At 69.3% G+C, this 17,748-nt stretch carries 15 protein-coding genes; 6 read left to right on the top strand and 9 right to left on the bottom strand.

The genetic code is table 11. The features are described 5' to 3' along the window. Nucleotides 1-170 precede the first annotated feature (170 nt). Together groES and groL are read left to right on the top strand one after the other, a co-directional pair. Nucleotides 171-461 carry a co-chaperone GroES gene (gene groES, locus MMB17_RS21715; RefSeq protein WP_012457015.1) on the top strand — a complete coding sequence of 97 codons (291 nt, stop codon included), beginning with the start codon at nt 171-173 and terminating at the stop codon, nt 459-461. Nucleotides 462-540: 79 nt separating this feature from the next. Beyond that, nucleotides 541-2,181, top strand: a complete 1,641-nt coding sequence (groL, locus tag MMB17_RS21710) for a chaperonin GroEL (protein ID WP_238310619.1) — start codon at nt 541-543, stop codon at nt 2,179-2,181. A 174-nt stretch (nt 2,182-2,355) separates the two neighbouring features. Here the strand turns inward: groL and MMB17_RS21705 are convergent, their stop codons facing one another. The 5 genes from MMB17_RS21705 to MMB17_RS21685 form a co-directional block, all read right to left on the bottom strand. Beyond that, nucleotides 2,356-2,847: a hypothetical protein gene (locus tag MMB17_RS21705; protein ID WP_241100242.1), complete on the bottom strand. Its 492-nt coding sequence runs from the start codon at nt 2,845-2,847 to the stop codon at nt 2,356-2,358. Continuing rightward, complete coding sequence (locus tag MMB17_RS21700) at nt 2,837-3,736, bottom strand: ParA family protein (RefSeq protein WP_238310621.1); 900 nt, start codon at nt 3,734-3,736, stop codon at nt 2,837-2,839. Before MMB17_RS21700 ends, MMB17_RS21705 begins: the two co-directional genes overlap by 11 nt. Nucleotides 3,737-3,882: 146 nt before the next feature. Then, nucleotides 3,883-4,104, bottom strand: coding sequence for a hypothetical protein (locus tag MMB17_RS21695; RefSeq protein ID WP_241100241.1), 222 nt, complete (start codon nt 4,102-4,104; stop codon nt 3,883-3,885). Nucleotides 4,105-4,171: 67 nt separating this feature from the next. Beyond that, entirely contained in the window at nt 4,172-5,275 is a 1,104-nt protein-coding gene (locus MMB17_RS21690; RefSeq protein ID WP_241100240.1) for an adenylate/guanylate cyclase domain-containing protein, read from the bottom strand. Between the two features lie 248 nt (nt 5,276-5,523). Next, a complete protein-coding gene (locus MMB17_RS21685; RefSeq protein ID WP_238310624.1) occupies nt 5,524-7,725 on the bottom strand; it encodes a transglycosylase domain-containing protein in 2,202 nt (733 codons plus the stop codon). 695 nt (nt 7,726-8,420) lie between these two features. On the opposite strand from MMB17_RS21685, the gene MMB17_RS21680 reads away from it, so the two are divergent. The 4 genes from MMB17_RS21680 to MMB17_RS21665 all read left to right on the top strand — a co-directional run bounded on the left by MMB17_RS21680 (nt 8,421) and on the right by MMB17_RS21665 (nt 13,862). After that, nucleotides 8,421-10,472: a hydantoinase/oxoprolinase family protein gene (locus tag MMB17_RS21680; protein WP_241100239.1), complete on the top strand. Its 2,052-nt coding sequence runs from the start codon at nt 8,421-8,423 to the stop codon at nt 10,470-10,472. Nucleotides 10,473-10,483: 11 nt separating this feature from the next. Then, the gene (locus tag MMB17_RS21675; protein ID WP_241100238.1) at nt 10,484-12,376 is read left to right on the top strand and encodes a hydantoinase B/oxoprolinase family protein; all 1,893 of its coding nucleotides are present in this window, start codon (nt 10,484-10,486) and stop codon (nt 12,374-12,376) included. A gap of 75 nt (nt 12,377-12,451) precedes the next feature. Next, the gene (locus MMB17_RS21670; protein ID WP_241100237.1) at nt 12,452-13,054 is read left to right on the top strand and encodes an SRPBCC family protein; all 603 of its coding nucleotides are present in this window, start codon (nt 12,452-12,454) and stop codon (nt 13,052-13,054) included. Then, on the top strand, nt 13,047-13,862 hold the full coding sequence (locus MMB17_RS21665; RefSeq protein ID WP_241100236.1) for a creatininase family protein: 816 nt from the start codon (nt 13,047-13,049) through the stop codon (nt 13,860-13,862). Before MMB17_RS21670 ends, MMB17_RS21665 begins: the two co-directional genes overlap by 8 nt. A gap of 117 nt (nt 13,863-13,979) precedes the next feature. On the opposite strand, the gene MMB17_RS21660 is transcribed toward MMB17_RS21665, so the two are convergent. From MMB17_RS21660 to MMB17_RS21650, 4 genes are all read right to left on the bottom strand, one after another. Continuing rightward, the gene (locus MMB17_RS21660) at nt 13,980-14,837 is read right to left on the bottom strand and encodes an IclR family transcriptional regulator (RefSeq protein WP_241100235.1); all 858 of its coding nucleotides are present in this window, start codon (nt 14,835-14,837) and stop codon (nt 13,980-13,982) included. Between the two features lie 184 nt (nt 14,838-15,021). Beyond that, the gene (locus MMB17_RS21655; RefSeq protein ID WP_238310631.1) at nt 15,022-15,921 is read right to left on the bottom strand and encodes a hypothetical protein; all 900 of its coding nucleotides are present in this window, start codon (nt 15,919-15,921) and stop codon (nt 15,022-15,024) included. A 389-nt stretch (nt 15,922-16,310) separates the two neighbouring features. Beyond that, entirely contained in the window at nt 16,311-16,442 is a 132-nt protein-coding gene (locus tag MMB17_RS25295) for a hypothetical protein (protein ID WP_276518047.1), read from the bottom strand. 76 nt (nt 16,443-16,518) lie between these two features. Beyond that, the gene (locus MMB17_RS21650; RefSeq protein WP_238310632.1) at nt 16,519-17,604 is read right to left on the bottom strand and encodes a BMP family ABC transporter substrate-binding protein; all 1,086 of its coding nucleotides are present in this window, start codon (nt 17,602-17,604) and stop codon (nt 16,519-16,521) included. Nucleotides 17,605-17,748: the final 144 nt, after the last annotated feature.

Genomic DNA, 17,748 nt, shown 5'->3' with positions numbered 1-17,748 from the left:
CGTGCAAGCCGCCTGCTGCGGCAGCTTGACTCGGCGCGCGCCCGAGCCTATCTCGCCGCCGTCGTTAGCACTCGACGCACGAGAGTGCTAACAGGTTGCTAGCGACAAGGTCGGGACGCGGTCCCCGCCGCATCAAGACCATTCGAGAATTCGAAGCAAGAGGGCAGCTCATGAAGTTCCGTCCGCTGCACGACCGCGTCGTCGTCCGTCGCATCGAGAGCGAAGAGAAGACGAAGGGCGGCATCATCATCCCCGATACCGCCAAGGAGAAGCCGCAGGAGGGCGAGATCGTCGCCGTCGGCCCGGGCGCCCGGGACGAGCAGGGCCGCGTGAACGCGCTCGACGTCAAGGTCGGTGACCGCGTGCTGTTCGGCAAGTGGTCCGGCACCGAGGTGAAGATCGACGGCCAGGATCTCCTCATCATGAAGGAGTCCGACATCATGGGTGTGGTCGCCGCCTAAGGCCCCCCGAACCCTTCCCCGCCCTTCGAGGCGCCGCTCCGGCCGCCTTGGGGCTCCCACGAACTGCAGAGGTAGTACAATGGCAGCGAAAGACGTCCGTTTCTCGGCCGACGCCCGCGACAAGATGCTCCGCGGCGTCGACATCCTCGCGGATGCCGTCAAGGTGACGCTCGGCCCGAAGGGTCGCAACGTCGTGATCGAGAAGAGCTTCGGCGCCCCCCGCATCACCAAGGACGGCGTCACCGTCGCCAAGGAGATCGAGCTCGCCGACAAGTTCGAGAACATGGGCGCCCAGATGGTGCGCGAAGTGGCCTCGAAGACCAACGACATCGCCGGTGACGGCACCACCACCGCGACCGTGCTCGCCCAGGCGATCGTCCGCGAGGGCGCCAAGTTCGTCGCCGCCGGCATCAACCCGATGGACCTGAAGCGCGGCATCGACCTCGCCACGGCCGCCGCGGTGAAGGACATCACCGCCCGCGCCAAGAAGGTCTCGACCTCCGACGAAGTCGCCCAGGTCGGCACGATCTCCGCCAACGGCGACAAGGAGATCGGCGAGATGATCGCCCACGCCATGCAGAAGGTGGGCAACGAGGGCGTCATCACCGTCGAGGAGGCCAAGACCGCCGAGACCGAGCTCGACGTCGTCGAGGGCATGCAGTTCGACCGCGGCTATCTCTCCCCGTACTTCATCACGAATGCGGAGAAGATGATCGCCGAGCTCGAGGATCCCTACATCCTCATCCACGAGAAGAAGCTCTCCTCGCTCCAGGCCATGCTGCCGGTGCTCGAGGCCGTGGTGCAGACCGGCAAGCCGCTCGTCATCATCGCCGAGGACATCGAGGGCGAGGCTCTGGCTACCCTCGTCGTCAACAAGCTCCGCGGCGGCCTCAAGGTCGCGGCCGTCAAGGCGCCGGGCTTCGGCGACCGCCGCAAGGCCATGCTCGAGGACATCGCGATCCTGACCAAGGGCCAGATGATCGCCGAGGATCTCGGCATCAAGCTCGAGAACGTGACGCTCCCCATGCTCGGCCGCGCCAAGCGCGTGCGCATCGAGAAGGAGAACACCACGATCATCGACGGTCTCGGCGAGAAGGCCGACATCGAGGCCCGCGTCGGCCAGATCAAGGCGCAGATCGAGGAGACCACCTCGGACTACGACCGTGAGAAGCTCCAGGAGCGCCTGGCCAAGCTCGCCGGCGGCGTCGCGGTGATCCGCGTCGGCGGCGCGACCGAGGTCGAGGTCAAGGAGAAGAAGGACCGCGTGGACGACGCGCTCAACGCCACCCGCGCTGCGGTGGAAGAGGGCATCGTCCCCGGCGGCGGCACGGCCCTACTGCGCGCCAAGAAGGCGGTCGCCGAGCTGACCTCCGACGTCCCGGACGTCCAGGCCGGCATCAAGATCGTCCTGAAGGCCCTTGAGGCCCCGATCCGCCAGATCGCCCAGAACGCGGGCGTTGAGGGCTCGATCGTGGTCGGCAAGATCACCGACAACACCTCCTCGGAGACCTACGGCTTCAACGCCCAGACCGAAGAGTATGTCGACATGATCCAGGCCGGCATCGTCGACCCGGCCAAGGTGGTGCGCACCGCCCTGCAGGACGCCGCCTCGGTGGCCGGCCTGCTGGTGACCACGGAAGCCATGGTCGCCGACGCGCCGAAGAAGGACAGCCCCGCTCCGGCCATGCCGGGCGGCGGCATGGGCGGCATGGACTTCTAAGTCCAGCCACCCATACGAGACGGAAGAGGGGTCGCCGCGAGGCGGCCCCTTTTTCGTGGGCGCGGGTGACGCGCAGGAGGCTCGGAGGCGGCCCCTCGATTGATCGGCTCGGTCGGCGCCGCTCCCGCCGGCAAGGACGAGCGCGACGCCGAAGCGGCCGATCCGACCCGATTCTCAACCCTTCTTCTTGTCCTTCTTGCCCTTCTTCTCGGATTTCTTCTCCGCCGGGGCGTCGTGGTCCTTGCCGTCCCAGGTCGCGGCGAAGGGGCGGCTCGCCAGAGCCCGCTCGGCCTGGGGCTCGGGGGCGGGCTTGGCGGGCGGGGTCTCGCCCTTGCGGATCGGGGCGTCGCCCGCCGCGAGCGCGGTCAGACGGCGCCGGAACCAGGTCGGCGTCGCCTCCCGGAGGCTCGGGTGATGCGGGTCGAGCCGCGTGACGAGGCTCTTCACCTCGGCATCGCTCATCCCGTCCGCGATCAGCGCAAAATTCTCCATGCCGACCACGTCGCGGATCAGGCGCAGGCCGGCCACATTCAGGCTGCGGACCTTCAGCTGCTTCACGACGAGGGTGCGGGCGAGCCGGGGCACCTCGGTCTGGATATCGGGGAAGGCCTCGGGCGCGGCGCCCATCGCCTGCAGCACCGCGTAGCCGTCGACATCAAGCGCCATGGAGGATTCCCTTCACTTCCTCGACGAGGGGGACGAGCACCGTCGAGACGTAAGCACCGTACTTGCCCGAAAAGGTCGGCGGCGCGTCCTCGCTCGGCAGCAGGGCATCGGCCAGGGCCGCCGCCTGGGGGATGCGCGTGGACAGGAGCCGGAAGCCCGCATCCGGGGCGGCCGCTTCCGCCTCCAGCCGCGCCAGGGTCTGCTGGTGCTGGCGGACATGGGCCTGATAGCGGGTGACGAGGACATGCGGCCTCCCCCGCGGCGCGATCTGGCTGGCTTCGCGGCTGCTGCGCCGCCAGACCGTCTCGACGAAGGCATTGAGGCCGTAGGTCGACAGGAAATCGGGGATCGAGGTGACGAGCACGAGATCGGCGGCCCGCACCGCGACCTCGGTCATCGGGGAGATGCCCGGCGCGCAGTCGAAGAAGACGTAATCGTAGTCCTGGGTCAGGGGGACGAAGTCGTCGTGGAAGATCTTCCACAGCCGGCTCTCGATCTCGTGCATCGAGTATTTCTGCGCCGTCAGCTCGTAGACGATCTCGCGCTCGATCATGCGCAAATGCGGGCCGGAGGGCAGCAGGGACAGGGTGAGCGGCGCGTTCCGGTGCATGGTCAGGCTCACGCCCGGCTGCACCCGCGCCCGCAGGTCGGGCTTGTGACGGGCAATCAGCTTGAGGGCGAGATAGGCCTCGAGGGTGCGCCCCTTGCCGATCATGTCGGCGAGCAGCCGGTCGCCAGCCAGGCAGACGGAGACGCTCGCCTGGGGATCGAAATCCGCCACCAGCACGCGGGCGCCATCCGCGGCGAGGGCCTCGGCCAGCATCACCACGGTCGTGGTCTTGCCGACGCCGCCCTTCATGTTGGCGACCGCGATCAGCTTGCCCGTCACCGCTCCTCCCACTCCTCGCCCGGCCCGGCCGCACGCTCCATCGGCAGGATCCCGGCACCGGCCCCCGCTGAAAGGCTCGATTCGAGGGCGCCGTCAATCGCCGCGCTTCACCGAGGTGAAGACACCGTTTGCGGCCGGGCGTCCGATCACGGGCCGTGCGGGACGAGCCGGGAAACGAAACCCGCCGCGATCAGGGCGATGCCGAGGGCAAAGCCGGGCTGGCTGATCTCCCCGCCGATCGAGGCGACGATGCAGCGGAACACGATCACGAGGCCGAGGAGCGGCGGCCCGAAGCGCAGGGCGAGACGCAGGGGCGTCCGCCAGGTCCTGCGCGGCGGCTCCCTCGCCGGTTTCACGCCCTCCGCCATGCCGCCTCCGGCCTTCGCGCTCGATGCCGGGGTCAACGCGGGGCGGCCATTGCCGTTCGCTCCCGGCTCAGCGTCCCCCGGCCACGGCCCGCGGGCGGGCGGCGGCGGGCGGGTCGGCGGCGATCGCGGCGCCGGCCATCGCCTCCGCGACCTGGTCGCTGCGTTCCAGGGTCGAGACCGAGAGGCGCCGGCCCCGGCCGCGCAGGGCATGCGCCCCGAGGGAGCGGGCTGTGACGCCCTCGGGCAGGCGCGGCAGCCGGGCGAGGAGGTCGTCGGAGATCAGCACGTCGACGCCGAGGGGCCGGCACAGGGACTCGACCCGCGAGGTCACGTTCACCGCGTCGCCGAAATAGGCGATCTTGTGCCGGTCGACCCCGACTTCCGCCGTCACCACCGAGCCGCCATGCAACGCCGCGCGCAGGCGCGGCACCGTGCCGAAGCGGGCCTGCCAGGCCGGCGCCTCCGCGGCGAGGCGGTCGCGCACGGCGAACAGGCAGGCGACGCAGCGGGCCTCCTTCAGGCCCCGGGCCATCGGCCAGGTGATCATGGCCATGTCGCCGATATAGTCGTCGGTCGAGCCCTGGTAGCGCCGCACCGGCTCGGCGAGGGTGGCGAAGACCGCGCTCAGATATTCCTGGGCCCGCAGGTCGCCATGGGTCTCGGCGAAGGCGGTGGAGCCGACCACGTCGAGGAAGAGGAAGATGCGCTCCTCCTCCACCGGGCGGTGATAGCGGCCGATCAGGAAGTTCACGAAGACCTCGCCGCCGATCAGGTCGCGCATGCGGATCACGAAGACGAGCAGGGCGGAGACGGCCAGGGCATAGGCCAGCACCCGCGGCGTCATGCGGATGGATTCGAGGAAGGGGTCCTGGGTCATGCCGAAGGCCCAGACCACGACGCCGCCGATCGAGTTGCCGACGACGATCATGGCCATGTAGGCGAGCTCGGCCGCGGGCACGTAGAGCCCCGCCGGCAGCCGCCGGATCCGCGCCTGCAGCCCGGCGAGCACGAGGCCGCGCTCGAAGGCCAGCGCCGCCCCGCCCATGAACAGGCCATAGGTCAGGCCCGCCAGCGGCGAGGCGCCGGCGGCGAAGATCACGTTGTAGATCAGCCCCGCCACGGCGCAGGCGAGCAGGATCAGGACCCAGAACCAGCGGTGCTGCGGCAGCATTAGGGACGCCTCCGGGCGCGGCCGAAGGCGCCGGCGCAGCCGCGGCGCGCCGGATCGGGCCGTCGATGGGGCAGGGGGGCTGGCACGGGGCTCCCTCTCGCGGATCCGCGCGGCGGAGCCGGCGTCGGACCCAGGCTCATGCCCGCATGATGGCGCCAATAGGGCGAAGCGGCCCCGGTCGGGCCGGAAACCGTCCGGACCGGGCGCCGCGCCGCGTCAGGGCCGCGTCAGGGGCCGGATCCGCGCGCTCACTCGCCGACGCCGAAGAGCTTCTCCAGGAAGTTGCGGTCGTCGCGGCTCGGCCCCCGGGCCTGGGCCTCGACACGGGCGGACGGGCGCGGCGCGGAGGCGGTCTGCTCCGGCTCGCCCAGGAGCGTCCCGATCAGGCCGCCGGGGGAGGCGCCGTCGCGGGCGGCGACCGGGCTCTCGGGGCGGGCGCGCCAGCGGTTGAGGCCGGGCAGCGGCACCGGCTTCTCGCCGCGCAGGGCCACGGTCATGTAGGTCTTCCAGATCTCCACCGGCAGGTTGCCGCCGGAGGCCTTCTTGGTCGGCTCGCCGTCGTCGTTGCCGAGCCAGATCCCCGTCACCAGGGAGCCCGAATAGCCGATGAACCAGGCGTCGCGGTAATCCTGGCTGGTGCCGGTCTTGCCGGCCAGCTCCCAGCCCGGGATGTCGCCCTTGCGCGCCGTGCCGATCGTGAAGACGTCGTGCATCATCGCGTTCATCATGCCGACCGCGTTCGGGTCGATCACCCGGCCGAGCCCGCCCTCGCCGCGCTTGTAGAGCACCTTGCCGTTGGCGCCCTTGATGCTGGCGATGACGTAGGGGATCACCCCGGTGCCGCCATTGGCGAAGGCGCAATAGGCGCCGACCATCTCCATCGGCGTCACCTCGGAGGTGCCGAGGGCGATGGAGCCGTTGGCCTGAAGCGGCGAGGCGATGCCGAGGCGCTGGGCCGTCTGCGCCACCGCCTTGGGGCCGACCTCCTGGCCGAGGCGCACCGCCACCGTGTTGAGCGACAGGGCCAGCGCTTCGCGCAGGGTCACGGCCCCGCGGTAATCGTGGGAATAGTTCTCCGGGCTCCAGTTGCCGAGCCGGATCGGCGCGTCGTCGCGCAGGGTGTCTGGGGTCAGCCCGTGCTCGACCGCCGTCAGATAGACGAAGGGCTTGAAGGAGGAGCCGGGCTGGCGCTTGGCCGTCGTCGCCCGGTTGAACTGGCTCTGGGCGTAGTCCCTGCCGCCGATCAGCGCGCGGATCGCTCCGTCCGGCCGCATCGAGACCAGCGCCCCCTGGCCGACATTGTAACGGACGCCCTTGGTGTTCAATTCGTCGACCAGGGCCTTCTCGGCCACGCCCTGCATCGCGGAATCGACCGTGGTGGAGACCACGATGTCGTCCTCGAATTTCGGCAGGAAATCGTCGAGGACGTCCATCACCAGATCGGCGACGTAGTTCGAGGAGCCGCCGCCGCGGGTCGAGGCGAGCCGGGCCGGCTGGGCCAGGGCGACCTTTACGTCCGGCGCCTTGGCGAAGCCGAGCTCCTCCATGGCCGCGAGCACCTGGGCCGCGCGGGCCTGGGCGGCCTTCAGGTTGCGGTTCGGGGCGAGGCGGGAGGGGGCCTGGACGAGGCCGCCCAGCATCGCGGCCTCGGCGAGGGTCACGTTCTTGGCGGGCTTGCCGAAATAGCGCTGGGCCGCGGCCTCGACGCCGTAGGCGCCGGCGCCGAAATAGACCCGGTTGAGATAGAGTTCGAGGATCTCGTCCTTCGAATATTTGTGCTCCAGCCACAGGGCCAGGATCGCTTCCTGGATCTTGCGCGAGGCGGAGCGCTCCGGCGTCAGGAACAGGTTCTTGGCGAGCTGCTGGGTCAGGGTCGAGCCGCCCTGCGAGACGCCGCGGCGGGTCAGGTTCTGCACCACCGCCCGGGCGATGCCCACGGGGTCGACGCCGAAATGGTCGTAGAAGCGCCGGTCCTCGATCGCCACGAAGGCGCGCGGCAGATAGGGCGGCAATTCCTTGATCGAGACGACCCGGCCGCCGGTCTCGCCGCGATTGGCGAGCAGCGAGCCGTCGCTCGCCAGGATCGCGATGTTGGGCGGCCGCTTGGGCACCGCGATCTGGTCGATCGGCGGCAGTTGCGAGGCATGGTAGGCGACGAGGCCCGCGATCCCGATCACGCACCACAGGCCGAGCACGACCAGGCCGTAGACCGCCCGGCCCAGGAAGGAGCCGCCGCGGCGGCTCTTCTTGCGGGCCGGCGCGCCCCGGCCGCCGCCGGATGTCCGCCGGCCGGCCGGCTTGGGTTCCGAACCCGCTCCGCGCTTTGCCACGCCGCCCCCCGCCCGTTCGGCGCGGGTGAGGCGCAGATCGAGGCTGCCGGGATCGACGCGGCCTTCGGGCGCGTCGAAATTCGGCTCACCCCGTCTCGTCCGTCCGCGTCCGTCCGCCATGCGTCCCGTCAGATCCGAAAGCCTCCCCGGCGCGACCGCGCGGCGGAGAGACCCGCATCGGCACCGTAAATGCGGCGGGTTTACGGACAATTAACCAGCGATTTTCTTTTCATCAGCAAAAACATAGCATTAGATTCAGCCGCCCGTGCGGGGCCGCACCCGCACTGCCGTGGGCTCGCGACAGGATCACGACGGGATCGCCTCTCCGAGCTTGAGCGTTGATGCGATGTCCCCTCGCGGAGACCGACCATGCATCGATGGCTCGACAGGTTGCGGATCTGGCTCTGGCAGCGGCAGGTGAGGGCGCTGGAACGCGCGATTCGGCCGACAGGCACGACAGAGGGCGACGGGATCGTCGCGACCGTCACGGGTTCCATGAACAGCAGCGGTCACGGGGCCGGCGCAACGTCCGGGATCGGCATGCCCCTGCCGTGAGTCGCGCCGGCCTTCGGCCACGGAACAGGCGCCGGTGAGACGATAAGCGACCGCGGGCTTCGGTCGAGCACATCCCCTTGCCCCGCTTCGGTCGGCCAGAAGCCTCGAAGAGTGCTTCGCTCGCCGCCCGTCTGATCAAATCCGCATCATTTCCCCGGGCCCCGCGTCGGAAATTTCAGCAGGCGGGGCGCTTGCCGCGCTGCGCGTTCATATGCATTATTTGGACATCGTATCCATATATCGGATAGAAAGTCAGCGGCATGGGCCTGCAGATCGCCATCGACACCGGGGGCACCTTCACCGACGTCGTCGCCATCGACGACACCACGGGGCGGATCACGGCGGTGAAGACGCCGTCGACGCCCTCCGACCCGAGCATCGGGCTGATCGAGGGCGTGCGGACGGTGCTCGCCGAAGCCGGCGGCACGGATGCCGACCTGCGCATGCTGCTGCACGGCTCGACCGTGGCGACGAATGCGGTGCTGGAGCACAAATTCGCTGGCCTCGGCCTGATCGTGACCCGCGGCTTCCGCCACATGATCGAGATCGCCCGGCAATCGGTGCCGGACGGCTACGGCAACTCGTTCTTCTGGGTGAAGCCGCCGCGTCTGGTGCCGCTCCACCTCGTGCGCGAGGTGCCCGGCCGCCTGACCTTCGAGGGACGCGAGATCGAGCCCCTCGACGAGGCGGCGACCCTTCAGGCGGTGCGCGAGCTCGTCGAGGACGGCGTGCGCTGCATCGGCGTCTGCCTGCTCCACGCCTATGCCAACGGCGCGCACGAGCAGCGCATCGGCGCGCTGATCCGCGCCGAGTTCCCCGACGTCTTCGTCTCGCTCTCCTCGGTGGTGCTGCCCGAGTACCGCGAATACGAGCGGGCGATGACGACGCTGATCGACGTGCTCGTGAAGCCCTATTGCAAGACCTACCTGCAGAACGCCGCCGACGCGATCCGCGCCAAGTCCGGCGACATCCCGTTCCTGATCATGCAGTCGAACGGCGGCGTGGTGAAGCATTCGACCGCCGGCGAGAAGCCGGTGACCATGCTGCTCTCGGGCCCGGCCGCCGGCCTGCTCGGCTCGATCCACATGGCGCGGCTCGCCGGCTACAAGGACATCCTCACGGTGGATGTCGGCGGCACCTCCACGGACGTGGCGATCATCGAGGACTACACCCCGATGTACACCTCGTCCTCGATGGTCGAGAGCTACCCGGTCAAGACGCCGATGCTCGACATCGTCACGGTCGGCGCGGGCGGCGGCTCCATCGCCTGGACCGACCCCTACGGCCAGCTCAAGGTCGGCCCGCGCAGCGCCGGCGCCGATCCAGGCCCGATCTGCTACGGCCGCGGCGGCACCAAGCCCACCGTCACCGACGCAGCGATCACGCTGGGCCGCCTGCCCGCGTCGCTGATCGGCGGCGCGATCCGCCTCGACGACGGGGCCGCGCGCAAGGCCTATGCGGAGCTCGGCGAGAGCTTCGGCATGTCCGCCGAGGAGGTCGCCGCCGGCGCCCTGGAGATCGCCGCCGTCAACCAGGTCTTCGGCATCCGCCAGGTCACCACGACCCGCGGCCGCGATCCCGGCGCCTATGCCATGGTCGCCTTCGGCGGCGCGGGCGGCCTGTTCGCCACGGAGGTCGCCGACTTCCTCGACATCCGCACGGTGATCTCGCCGCCGAACCCCGGCAATCTCTGCGCCTTCGGCCTGCACGTCTCCGACGTGCGCCGCGACTACATCCGCACCCTGGTGCGCCAGCAATCGACCGTCGACGGGGCCGAGATCCTCACCGCCTGGAACGAGCTCGCCGCCACCGGCCTCGCCGATATCGAGGCGGAGGGCATCCCGGCCGAGCGCATCGAGATCCGCCGCATCGCCGACGTGCGCTACTTCGGCGAGGGCCACGAGGTGCAGGTGGCGATCCCCGCCGGCCTCTCCGACGAGGCGATCCTCGACCACCTCTGGTCGGACTTCCACCGCGTCCACGACCAGACCTTCGGCTTCCACTACGAGGGCAAGCAGGACGTCGAGCTCGTCAACCTGCGCATCCAGGCCGTGGGCGAGCAGAACCGGCCGAGCATCGCCGCCGACACCGTCGCGCGGGAGCCGGCCGCGCCCTTCGCCACGCGCCGCGCCTATTGGCGCCAGACCGGCTGGATCGACTGCCCGCTCTACCGCCGCACCGAACTCGCCGTCGCGCAGAGGGTCGCCGGCCCGGCCATCGTCGAGGAATACGGCTCGACGGTCGTGGTGCCGACGAGCTGGAGCGTCCGCGCGGACGCCTACGGCAACCTGATCCTCGAGAAGAGCCTGTGAGGGAGGCGACCATGACGCAAGAGACCCGCACCACCCTCGGCCCGATCGAGCTCGAGGTCATCCACGGCACCATCCGCGCGGCCGAACTCGAGATCGAGGCGGCAGTGGAGCGCACCGCCCGCTCGCCGATGATCCGCGACCAGCACGACTACCGGGTCGCGCTGTTCGACGCCAAGGGCCGCAAGCTCACCGGCCGCTCCTACTCGGCCATCGTCGAGCCGGTCTTCGAATATTTCGGCGCCGACGACATCCATCCCGGGGACGTGTTCTTCTGGAACGATCCCTACAATTCCTGCGGCGGCATCGGCCACGTGCCGGATCTCTGCACCACGGTGCCGATCTTCCTCGGCGAGCGGCTGATCGGCTTCAGCCAAGTCTTCGGCCACCACGACGACATCGGCGGCGCCGTGCCGGGCAGCCTGCCCGTCCACGCAACGGATTCGTGGATGGAGGGCGTGATGATCCCCCCGATCAAGCTCTACGAGAAGGGCAAGCGCAACGAGGCGGCCTTCCGCATCATCGTGCGCAATTCCCGCCTGTCCGAGCACCTCGCCGGCGATCTCGACGCGGAGATCGGCGCGGCCAAGCTCGGCTCGCGCCGGGTCGTGGCCCTGGCCGAGCGCTACGGCGCCGACACGCTGGAAGCCGCCTTCGACCAGATCCTGAAGAACACCGCCGAGATCTTCCGCCGGGAGATCCTGCCGAAGATCGCCGACGGCGAGTACACCTTCGAGGACTTCATCGAGAACGACGGCGTCGAGAAGGACAAGCTCCACGCCCTGCGCGTGACGATGATCAAGACCCCGGACAAGATCGTCCTCGACTTCACCGGCACCGACCCGGAGGCCAAGGGCCCGATCAACTGGGCGCTCGACGAGGCGGAGGGCCGCTACTTCCGCAAGTGGCTCGCCCCGACGCTGCGCTCGCTCGCGAGCTCCCCGGAGCGGGCCGCCGAGATCGACTCGAACGAGGGCGTGCTCGACGTCATCGACGTGGTCTTCCCGAAGAAGGGCACGCTGATCACCCCGACCTTCGGCAAGCCCACCGGCATGCGCTTCTTCCTGATGCTGCGCACGCTGGGCTCGTTCGCCGCCTGCCTGTCCAAGGCGACGGGGGGCAAGATGCCGGCCGACCACGAGACCATCCGCATCTGGGGCGTCACCGGCGGCAAGACGCAGGAGGACTTCTACCTGTTCCGCGAGGTGCTGGGCGGCGGCAGCCCCGGGCGCCCCTGGGCGGACGGCTCGGATGTCGTGCACATCGTGCCGAACTCCAAGAACCTGCCGGCGGAGTTCTCCGAGACCCGCTACCCGATCCTGGTGGAGGAGCTCGGCCTCAAGCAGGGCTCCGGCGGCCCCGGCTATCACCGCGGCGGCTTCGGTTACGACAAGCGCATCCGCGCCCTGCAGGAATGCCGCCTGATCTCCAACGCCGACCGCTCCCTGCTCGGCTGCTACGGCGTCAACGGCGGCAAGGCCGGCGAGAACTATCAGGTCTCGGTGATCGACGGCGAGAACCGCGAGACGGTGCATCCCGGCATGAGCGACACGGTCACGGTCGCGCCGGGCTCGGTGATCCGCATCGTCACGACCGGCGGCGGCGGCTGGGGCGATCCTCTGGAACGGCCGGTGGAGCGGGTGGTGGCCGACGTGCAATGCGGCCTCGTCTCGGAGGCCTCGGCCCGGCACGATTACGGCGTGGTGCTGACGCGCGCCGGCCGCACATGGACAGCCGACCTCGCCGGCACGGAGGCCCTGCGGGCCCGGCTCGCCAAGGAGCGCGGCACGCCGCCGATGTTCGACCGCGGCCCCTATTTCGCCGCCCTCAAGGCGGCCGGCCGGATCACCCGGCCGGAGGGGCTGCCCGATCCGGACGAGGGCTGGCACGCCCGGCCGGTGCGGTAGGAACCCAGGCGCCGCAGCCGGCCCGGACGCGGCGCCCACCGACTTCTCCCTCCGACGTCTCTGGGGCGCGAGACCATGAAGATCACCCAATCCTTCGAGGTGCCGCGGCCGCTGCCGGCCGTCTGGGACCTGTTTCAGGACATCCCGGCGGTCGCGCTCTGCATGCCGGGCGCCGAGCTGACCGAGGACAAGGGCAACGGCGTCTATGCCGGCAAGGTCGGCATCAAGCTCGGACCGTTCGGGGCCTCCTTCGACGGGGAGGCCACGGTGACGACGGATCCCGCCACCCATAGCGGGCATGCCGAGGGCCGGGGCACCGACAAGCGCGGCGGCAGCCGCTCCAAGCTCGCCCTCGACTATCGCCTGACCGATCTCGGCGGCAGCGCCACCCGCGTCGACATCGACGCGGACGTGCAGCTCGCCGGCCCCATCGCCCAGTTCGGCCGCACCGGCCTCGTCAACGAGACCGCCTCCGTGCTGATCGGGCAATTCGTGAAGAACGTCGAAGCGCAGCTCGCGGCTCTCCCGGCCGCGAGTGACGCGGCCGTCGCGTCATCCCCCCAGCCCGCTGCGGCGGCCCCACCGACGCAGACCACGCAGATCAGCGTGCTCGCCCTGCTCGTCCGGCTGATCGCATCCCTGTTCAGGAAACGGCAGAAGGAATCGACCCATGGCTGATCCCGCCTCCAGCGCCCCCGCCGCCGGCGGGGAACGGCGCATGTCCTTCATGACGCAGATGGAGATCGCGGAGGCGATCGCGCAGAAGCGCGCCGTGATCCTGCCCACCGGCGCCACCGAGGCGCACGGCCCCCACATGCCCACCGACACGGACACGCATCAGGTCGAGCACATCGCCTGGCTGCTGGCCCAGCGGATCGACGCCCTGGTGGCGCCCCCCGTCGCCTACGGCATCTCCAAGACCTTCGAGTTCTTCCCCGGCACGATCTCGCTCTCGATTCCGACCTACCAAGCCATGCTGTTCGAGATCGGCGCGGCCCTGGTCCGGCAGGGCTTCGAGCACCTGATCCTCCTCAACGGCAACCGCCCGAACGGCACCGCCAACGACGCCGTCGCCCGCCACCTCGTCGACGAGCTCGACGCGGCCCACAGCTTCAAGGTCTCTGCCGTGAGCTACTGGGAGCCGGCGGCGGAGAGGATCCACGCCCTGCGCCGCTCGGTGCCGGGCGGCATGGGGCATGGCTGCGAGTTCGAGACCGGCTTCCAGCTCGCTACGCGGCCCGAACTCGTGAAGATGGATCGGCTGGAGGGCGCCCATTACGGCCCGGTCGGCTGGGACCTCGTGGCGCCGACGGAGCCGGTGCGCACCTATATGCGCCGGCCGCGCCCCGCCGCCGGCCATGCCGCGATCTTCGGCGACCCGTCCTGCGCCACGGCGGAGGCCGGCCAGGTCTTCATCGACACCGTGGTCGAGGTGCTGGAAGAGACCTTCCGCACTCTGCGGGGCTCCTACGAGGAGCGGCGCTGACCGCGCCGCGCCTCCGCAACCGACCCGAAACCCGGCCCGGGACGTGCCCACGTCCCGGGCCGGCTGCGTTTCGGGTTGATCGGAACGGTCGCGCGCTTCCCGAGTCGCCCCCTGGCCTCAGCGACCGTGGCGCCAGCCGAGGTCGAGGGAGATCGAGTGGGCGGCATGCCCGATCTGCTCGCGCAGGGTCTCCCGGCGCGCGTCGCTCTTCAGGAGATTCTTGCGGAAGACGAAGCAGAGCGCGGCCACGGTCTGTCCCGTCGCGTCGCGGATCGGCGCCGCCATCGAGGCGGCGAAGAGCTGGACGTCGCCGACGGTGAGGGCGAAATCCGAGGCCCGCACCTCCTCCAGGATCGCCCGCACTGCCACGGGATCCGTCACCGTCTCCGGCGTCAGGCGCTCGAGGGGGCGGGCGAGATAGGCGTCGATGAAGGCGGGCGGCTCATTGGCCAGCAGCACATGCCCCTTCGAGGCGCAGTGCAGCGGGAAGTGATAGCCGTAATGCGCCTTGGTGATGTCCTCATCGACATGCTGGTGCGAGTAGATCACCACCGATTGCCAGCCGATCCGCTCGACCACCTGCAGGGCGATTCCGTCCAGCTCGGAGAGCTTGGCGAGGTAGGGCATCGCCGCCGTCAGCACCCGGTGATTCGACAGGTAGGCCGAGCCGATATGCCAGAGCCGCGGCCCGATCTGGTAGCGGCTGGTCTCCGGATCGCGCCGCAGGAACTGCGCCTTCTCGAGTTGCACGATCGTGCGGTGGACGGTGGCCCAGGGCAGGTCGAGGGCCCGGGTGACGTCGACGACACGGGCCGGCGCCTGGGCCAGCAGTTCCAGCACGGCGAAGGAGCGGTCCATGCCGCGCAGGGAGCCGGGATCGATGGCCGAGGGGAGGGCGCCCTTCGGGGCCGGCGCCTCGGACGCAGCCTGATCCGCGGCGGCCTTGCGCCCCCGCTGCTTGCTCTGTGCCGTCATGGGATCCTTCACGCCGCGTGCGATCGCGTCCGCGAGATCTGTATCCGACAAACGGATACGGCCGTGAAGGTCGCGCCGGCGGATTTCCTGCGACGGATCCGTTCCGGTGTCCGGATCCGCGCCATGCGTTCGGCCCTGGCTGGGAGCCAGGGCCGGTGGGGTGTGCGGTGAAGTCCGCGCCGTCTCAGAAGATGTGAACGGAGACGCCGGCGAGGAAGGTCTTTTCTTCGGCGCCCGGGACGTTGTTCTGGTTGGTGCCGAACTTGTTCATCCAGTACTGGAAGCCGACGAAGGCATCGAGCTTGCCGGGCTGGCCCCAGACGAGCTTGCCCACGTCGAGCACGAGGTTGGTGCGCGACAGGAACTCGAGCTCGGTCTTGGCGCCGAAGCCATCCTTGCCCTTGGGCAGGTTGACGTTGTTGAAGCCGGCGAGGCTGAGCGGCAGACCGGTGAAGGCCAGCGGGAAGTTGTAGACCAGCTCGAAATGCGGCACCGCGTCGAACTCGACGCTGCGGAAGGGCTCGGCCACGATGCCGTTGCGATTCCACTCCTTCTGGACATACACGCCGAGGTTCATGAAACCGGCGGGCACGTCGAAGGAGAAGACCGCGCCGGCGAGCAGCTTACGGACTTCCGGACCGAACTGGGTGTTCTTGGTGTTGGCGTCGAAGCCGTAGCCGAGCGAGATGTTCTTGAGAACGCCGGGAACGCTGAAGGCCTTGGTGTTGAAGACCTCGTTGCCGCCGAGCGTGCCGCGGTAGAGGCCGTAGGCTTCCGTCGCGCCGTAATCGTAGAGGGCGAAACGCGGAGCGCCGGTGCCGGCGGGATCCTGCGAGCCGGACTGCAGGATGTCGAGGGAGAAGAAGTTGGTGCCGTAGGCCCAGGCATCGGCGTGCGAGATGTTGAGCACGTTCTTCGGGATCGAGCGGCCCGCGAGGGAATTGCCGGCCCGGCCGCCGGTGACGCCCGGCTCGCGCGCATCCGCCAGGTAGAAGTAGCTCACCTGGGTGTCGGAGAAGAGGAAGAAGGACGGGGCGGCGGCCGGCGCGGGCGGAGCCTCCTTCTTCGGCAGGTCCGCGGCCATGGCGGCACACGCGCAGGTAGCAGCCGCGACGAAAGATACAAACTTTGATACGAAAAGATGAGCTGACATGTTGGGCAGTCCCCTCGGCTAATGCCAGAGAACTATTTTCCGACTCCAAAGATCAGTCAACGATGAGTTCCCGAACATCTCGAAGAGCAACATCGATTAAAGCGATCGTTGCACAAATATCACTGAAAGATTGTGCACAATCTATCGAGATATAATGGTTACGACCGGCCGTTATTTCCGGTCGCCGGTGCGCTGGTCTGCAATTTGGCACCCTAGCCTCCGAGGCCCCCGGGGACTAATGCCGCTCCGGCATCAATCCTGTCTTTCGGGGTTCGGCGCAGATGGACGCTGGTGCATGTCCCGTGCCGGCGCGTCGTCCTTCAGAAGCCGTAGCCGACGGTGAAGGACTGGGCGAGCCGATACTCGACGCCGGCGCAGATCGCGAAGCCGTCGAACGACTTCGACACTCCCGTCAGGCAGAGAGCGGGCGACGCCCCAGACGAACCGCGCATCGAAAACACCGAAATCCGCCCAAGAAACAAAGAGCAGGGAGCGCCGCCGACAGGGCCGGCGGCGCGGGCGGAGGGATCAGCGCTGGGTGACGACGCCGGGGAGGAACCAGTCCATCTTCCAGAGCTCGGCATCGCTGAGAACCTTGCCCTCAGGCACCCGCTCGACACCGTCCCGATCCTTGAGGGGACCGGCGAAGATCTGCTTGCCGTCGATGAGCGCCTGACGCTCCGCCATGATCCTGTCGACTGCCGCCTTGGGCACGGCCGGGCCGCAGCAGGCGATGTCCGGACCGCCCTCCTTGATGGACAGGAAGGCGCCGAAGGGGCGCGGCTCCCAGGTGCCGGCTTTGATCTTCTCGATCGTGGGCACGAAGTAGCGCTCCCAGTACCAGACCGAGGAGCACTGGGTCGCCGTCGGCGCGAATTCGCGCATGTCGCGGTGATGGCCGGTGGCGAAGATGCCCTTCTCCTGGGCCACGATCTGCGGGGTCGGCGTGTCGACATGCTGGCCGATCGCATCCATGCCCTGGCCGATCAGGGCCGCGGCGGCGGCCCGCTCCTTCACCGGATCCTTCCAGGCGCCGGTATAGACCGCGGTCGTGACGGCGTTGGGGTTCGTCAGCCGGGCACCGAGTTCGTAGGCATTGATCGTCCAGTTGACGATGCCGAACGGGTTGGCGGCGACGAAGCCGATCTTGCCGCTCTTGGAGGCCGCGCCGGCGGCCATGCCGCAGAGGTAATGCGTCTCGTAGGTGCGGCCGTAGAAGGATTCGAGGTTGGGGCCGGTGGTCGTCCCCGAGCCGTTCACGAAGGCGACCTTCGGATACTTCTCCGATAGCTCCTTGAAGGTGTCGGAGAAGGCATAGGCGGTGCCGATGATGATGTTGTAGCCGCGCTTGATGAACAGCTCGGCGGCCGGCCGGATCGAGGTCGCGGTCTCCTGGATGTTCTCCACCACCGGGATCGTGATGCCGAGGGCCTTCTCCGTGCGCTGCCGGGCCTCGTCCATGGCCTGGGACCAGCCGCCGTCGTTCTTGGGCCCGAACAGGATCATGGCGACCTTGGGCTCGCCCTCGAGCTTGAACGGGGCGGCAGAGGCGGCCGGGGCCTGGCCGGCAACGGCCAAGCCGAGGGCCGCGCAGGCGGCAACGCGTCGGATCATGTGATGTGTCCCCTTGTCCTCGCCGGCCGTGGGTCGGACCCTGTTCTTCGATGGGCGGACGCGGCCGATTGTTCGGCCGCGTCCGCAACCGCAGGGCAGCTTATCGGCCCCCTGCGCGGCGACCCAATGCCGTCTGGGCGGCGG

Origin of the sequence: Methylobacterium organophilum, assembly GCF_022533465.1 — a bacterium.
GTDB lineage: Bacteria > Pseudomonadota > Alphaproteobacteria > Rhizobiales > Beijerinckiaceae > Methylobacterium > Methylobacterium organophilum.
Note: the sequence above shows the minus strand (reverse complement) of the source record. Positions and strands in the feature narration are given on the sequence as shown.

Excerpts from the sequence above, each read along its gene's own strand:
- MMB17_RS21685 (WP_238310624.1), bottom strand. The coding sequence starts at position 7,725 with ATGGCGGACGGACGCGGACGGACGAGACGGGGTGAGCCGAATTTCGAC.
- groL (WP_238310619.1), top strand. The coding sequence starts at position 541 with ATGGCAGCGAAAGACGTCCGTTTCTCGGCCGACGCCCGCGACAAGATG.
- groES (WP_012457015.1), top strand. The coding sequence starts at position 171 with ATGAAGTTCCGTCCGCTGCACGACCGCGTCGTCGTCCGTCGCATCGAG.
- MMB17_RS21680 (WP_241100239.1), top strand. The coding sequence starts at position 8,421 with ATGGGCCTGCAGATCGCCATCGACACCGGGGGCACCTTCACCGACGTC.
- MMB17_RS21655 (WP_238310631.1), bottom strand. The coding sequence starts at position 15,921 with ATGGCCGCGGACCTGCCGAAGAAGGAGGCTCCGCCCGCGCCGGCCGCC.
- MMB17_RS21705 (WP_241100242.1), bottom strand. The coding sequence starts at position 2,847 with ATGGCGCTTGATGTCGACGGCTACGCGGTGCTGCAGGCGATGGGCGCC.
- MMB17_RS21665 (WP_241100236.1), top strand. The coding sequence starts at position 13,047 with ATGGCTGATCCCGCCTCCAGCGCCCCCGCCGCCGGCGGGGAACGGCGC.
- MMB17_RS21660 (WP_241100235.1), bottom strand. The coding sequence starts at position 14,837 with ATGACGGCACAGAGCAAGCAGCGGGGGCGCAAGGCCGCCGCGGATCAG.
- MMB17_RS21650 (WP_238310632.1), bottom strand. The coding sequence starts at position 17,604 with ATGATCCGACGCGTTGCCGCCTGCGCGGCCCTCGGCTTGGCCGTTGCC.
- MMB17_RS21695 (WP_241100241.1), bottom strand. The coding sequence starts at position 4,104 with ATGGCGGAGGGCGTGAAACCGGCGAGGGAGCCGCCGCGCAGGACCTGG.
- MMB17_RS21690 (WP_241100240.1), bottom strand. The coding sequence starts at position 5,275 with ATGCTGCCGCAGCACCGCTGGTTCTGGGTCCTGATCCTGCTCGCCTGC.
- MMB17_RS21670 (WP_241100237.1), top strand. The coding sequence starts at position 12,452 with ATGAAGATCACCCAATCCTTCGAGGTGCCGCGGCCGCTGCCGGCCGTC.
- MMB17_RS25295 (WP_276518047.1), bottom strand. The coding sequence starts at position 16,442 with ATGCGCGGTTCGTCTGGGGCGTCGCCCGCTCTCTGCCTGACGGGAGTG.
- MMB17_RS21675 (WP_241100238.1), top strand. The coding sequence starts at position 10,484 with ATGACGCAAGAGACCCGCACCACCCTCGGCCCGATCGAGCTCGAGGTC.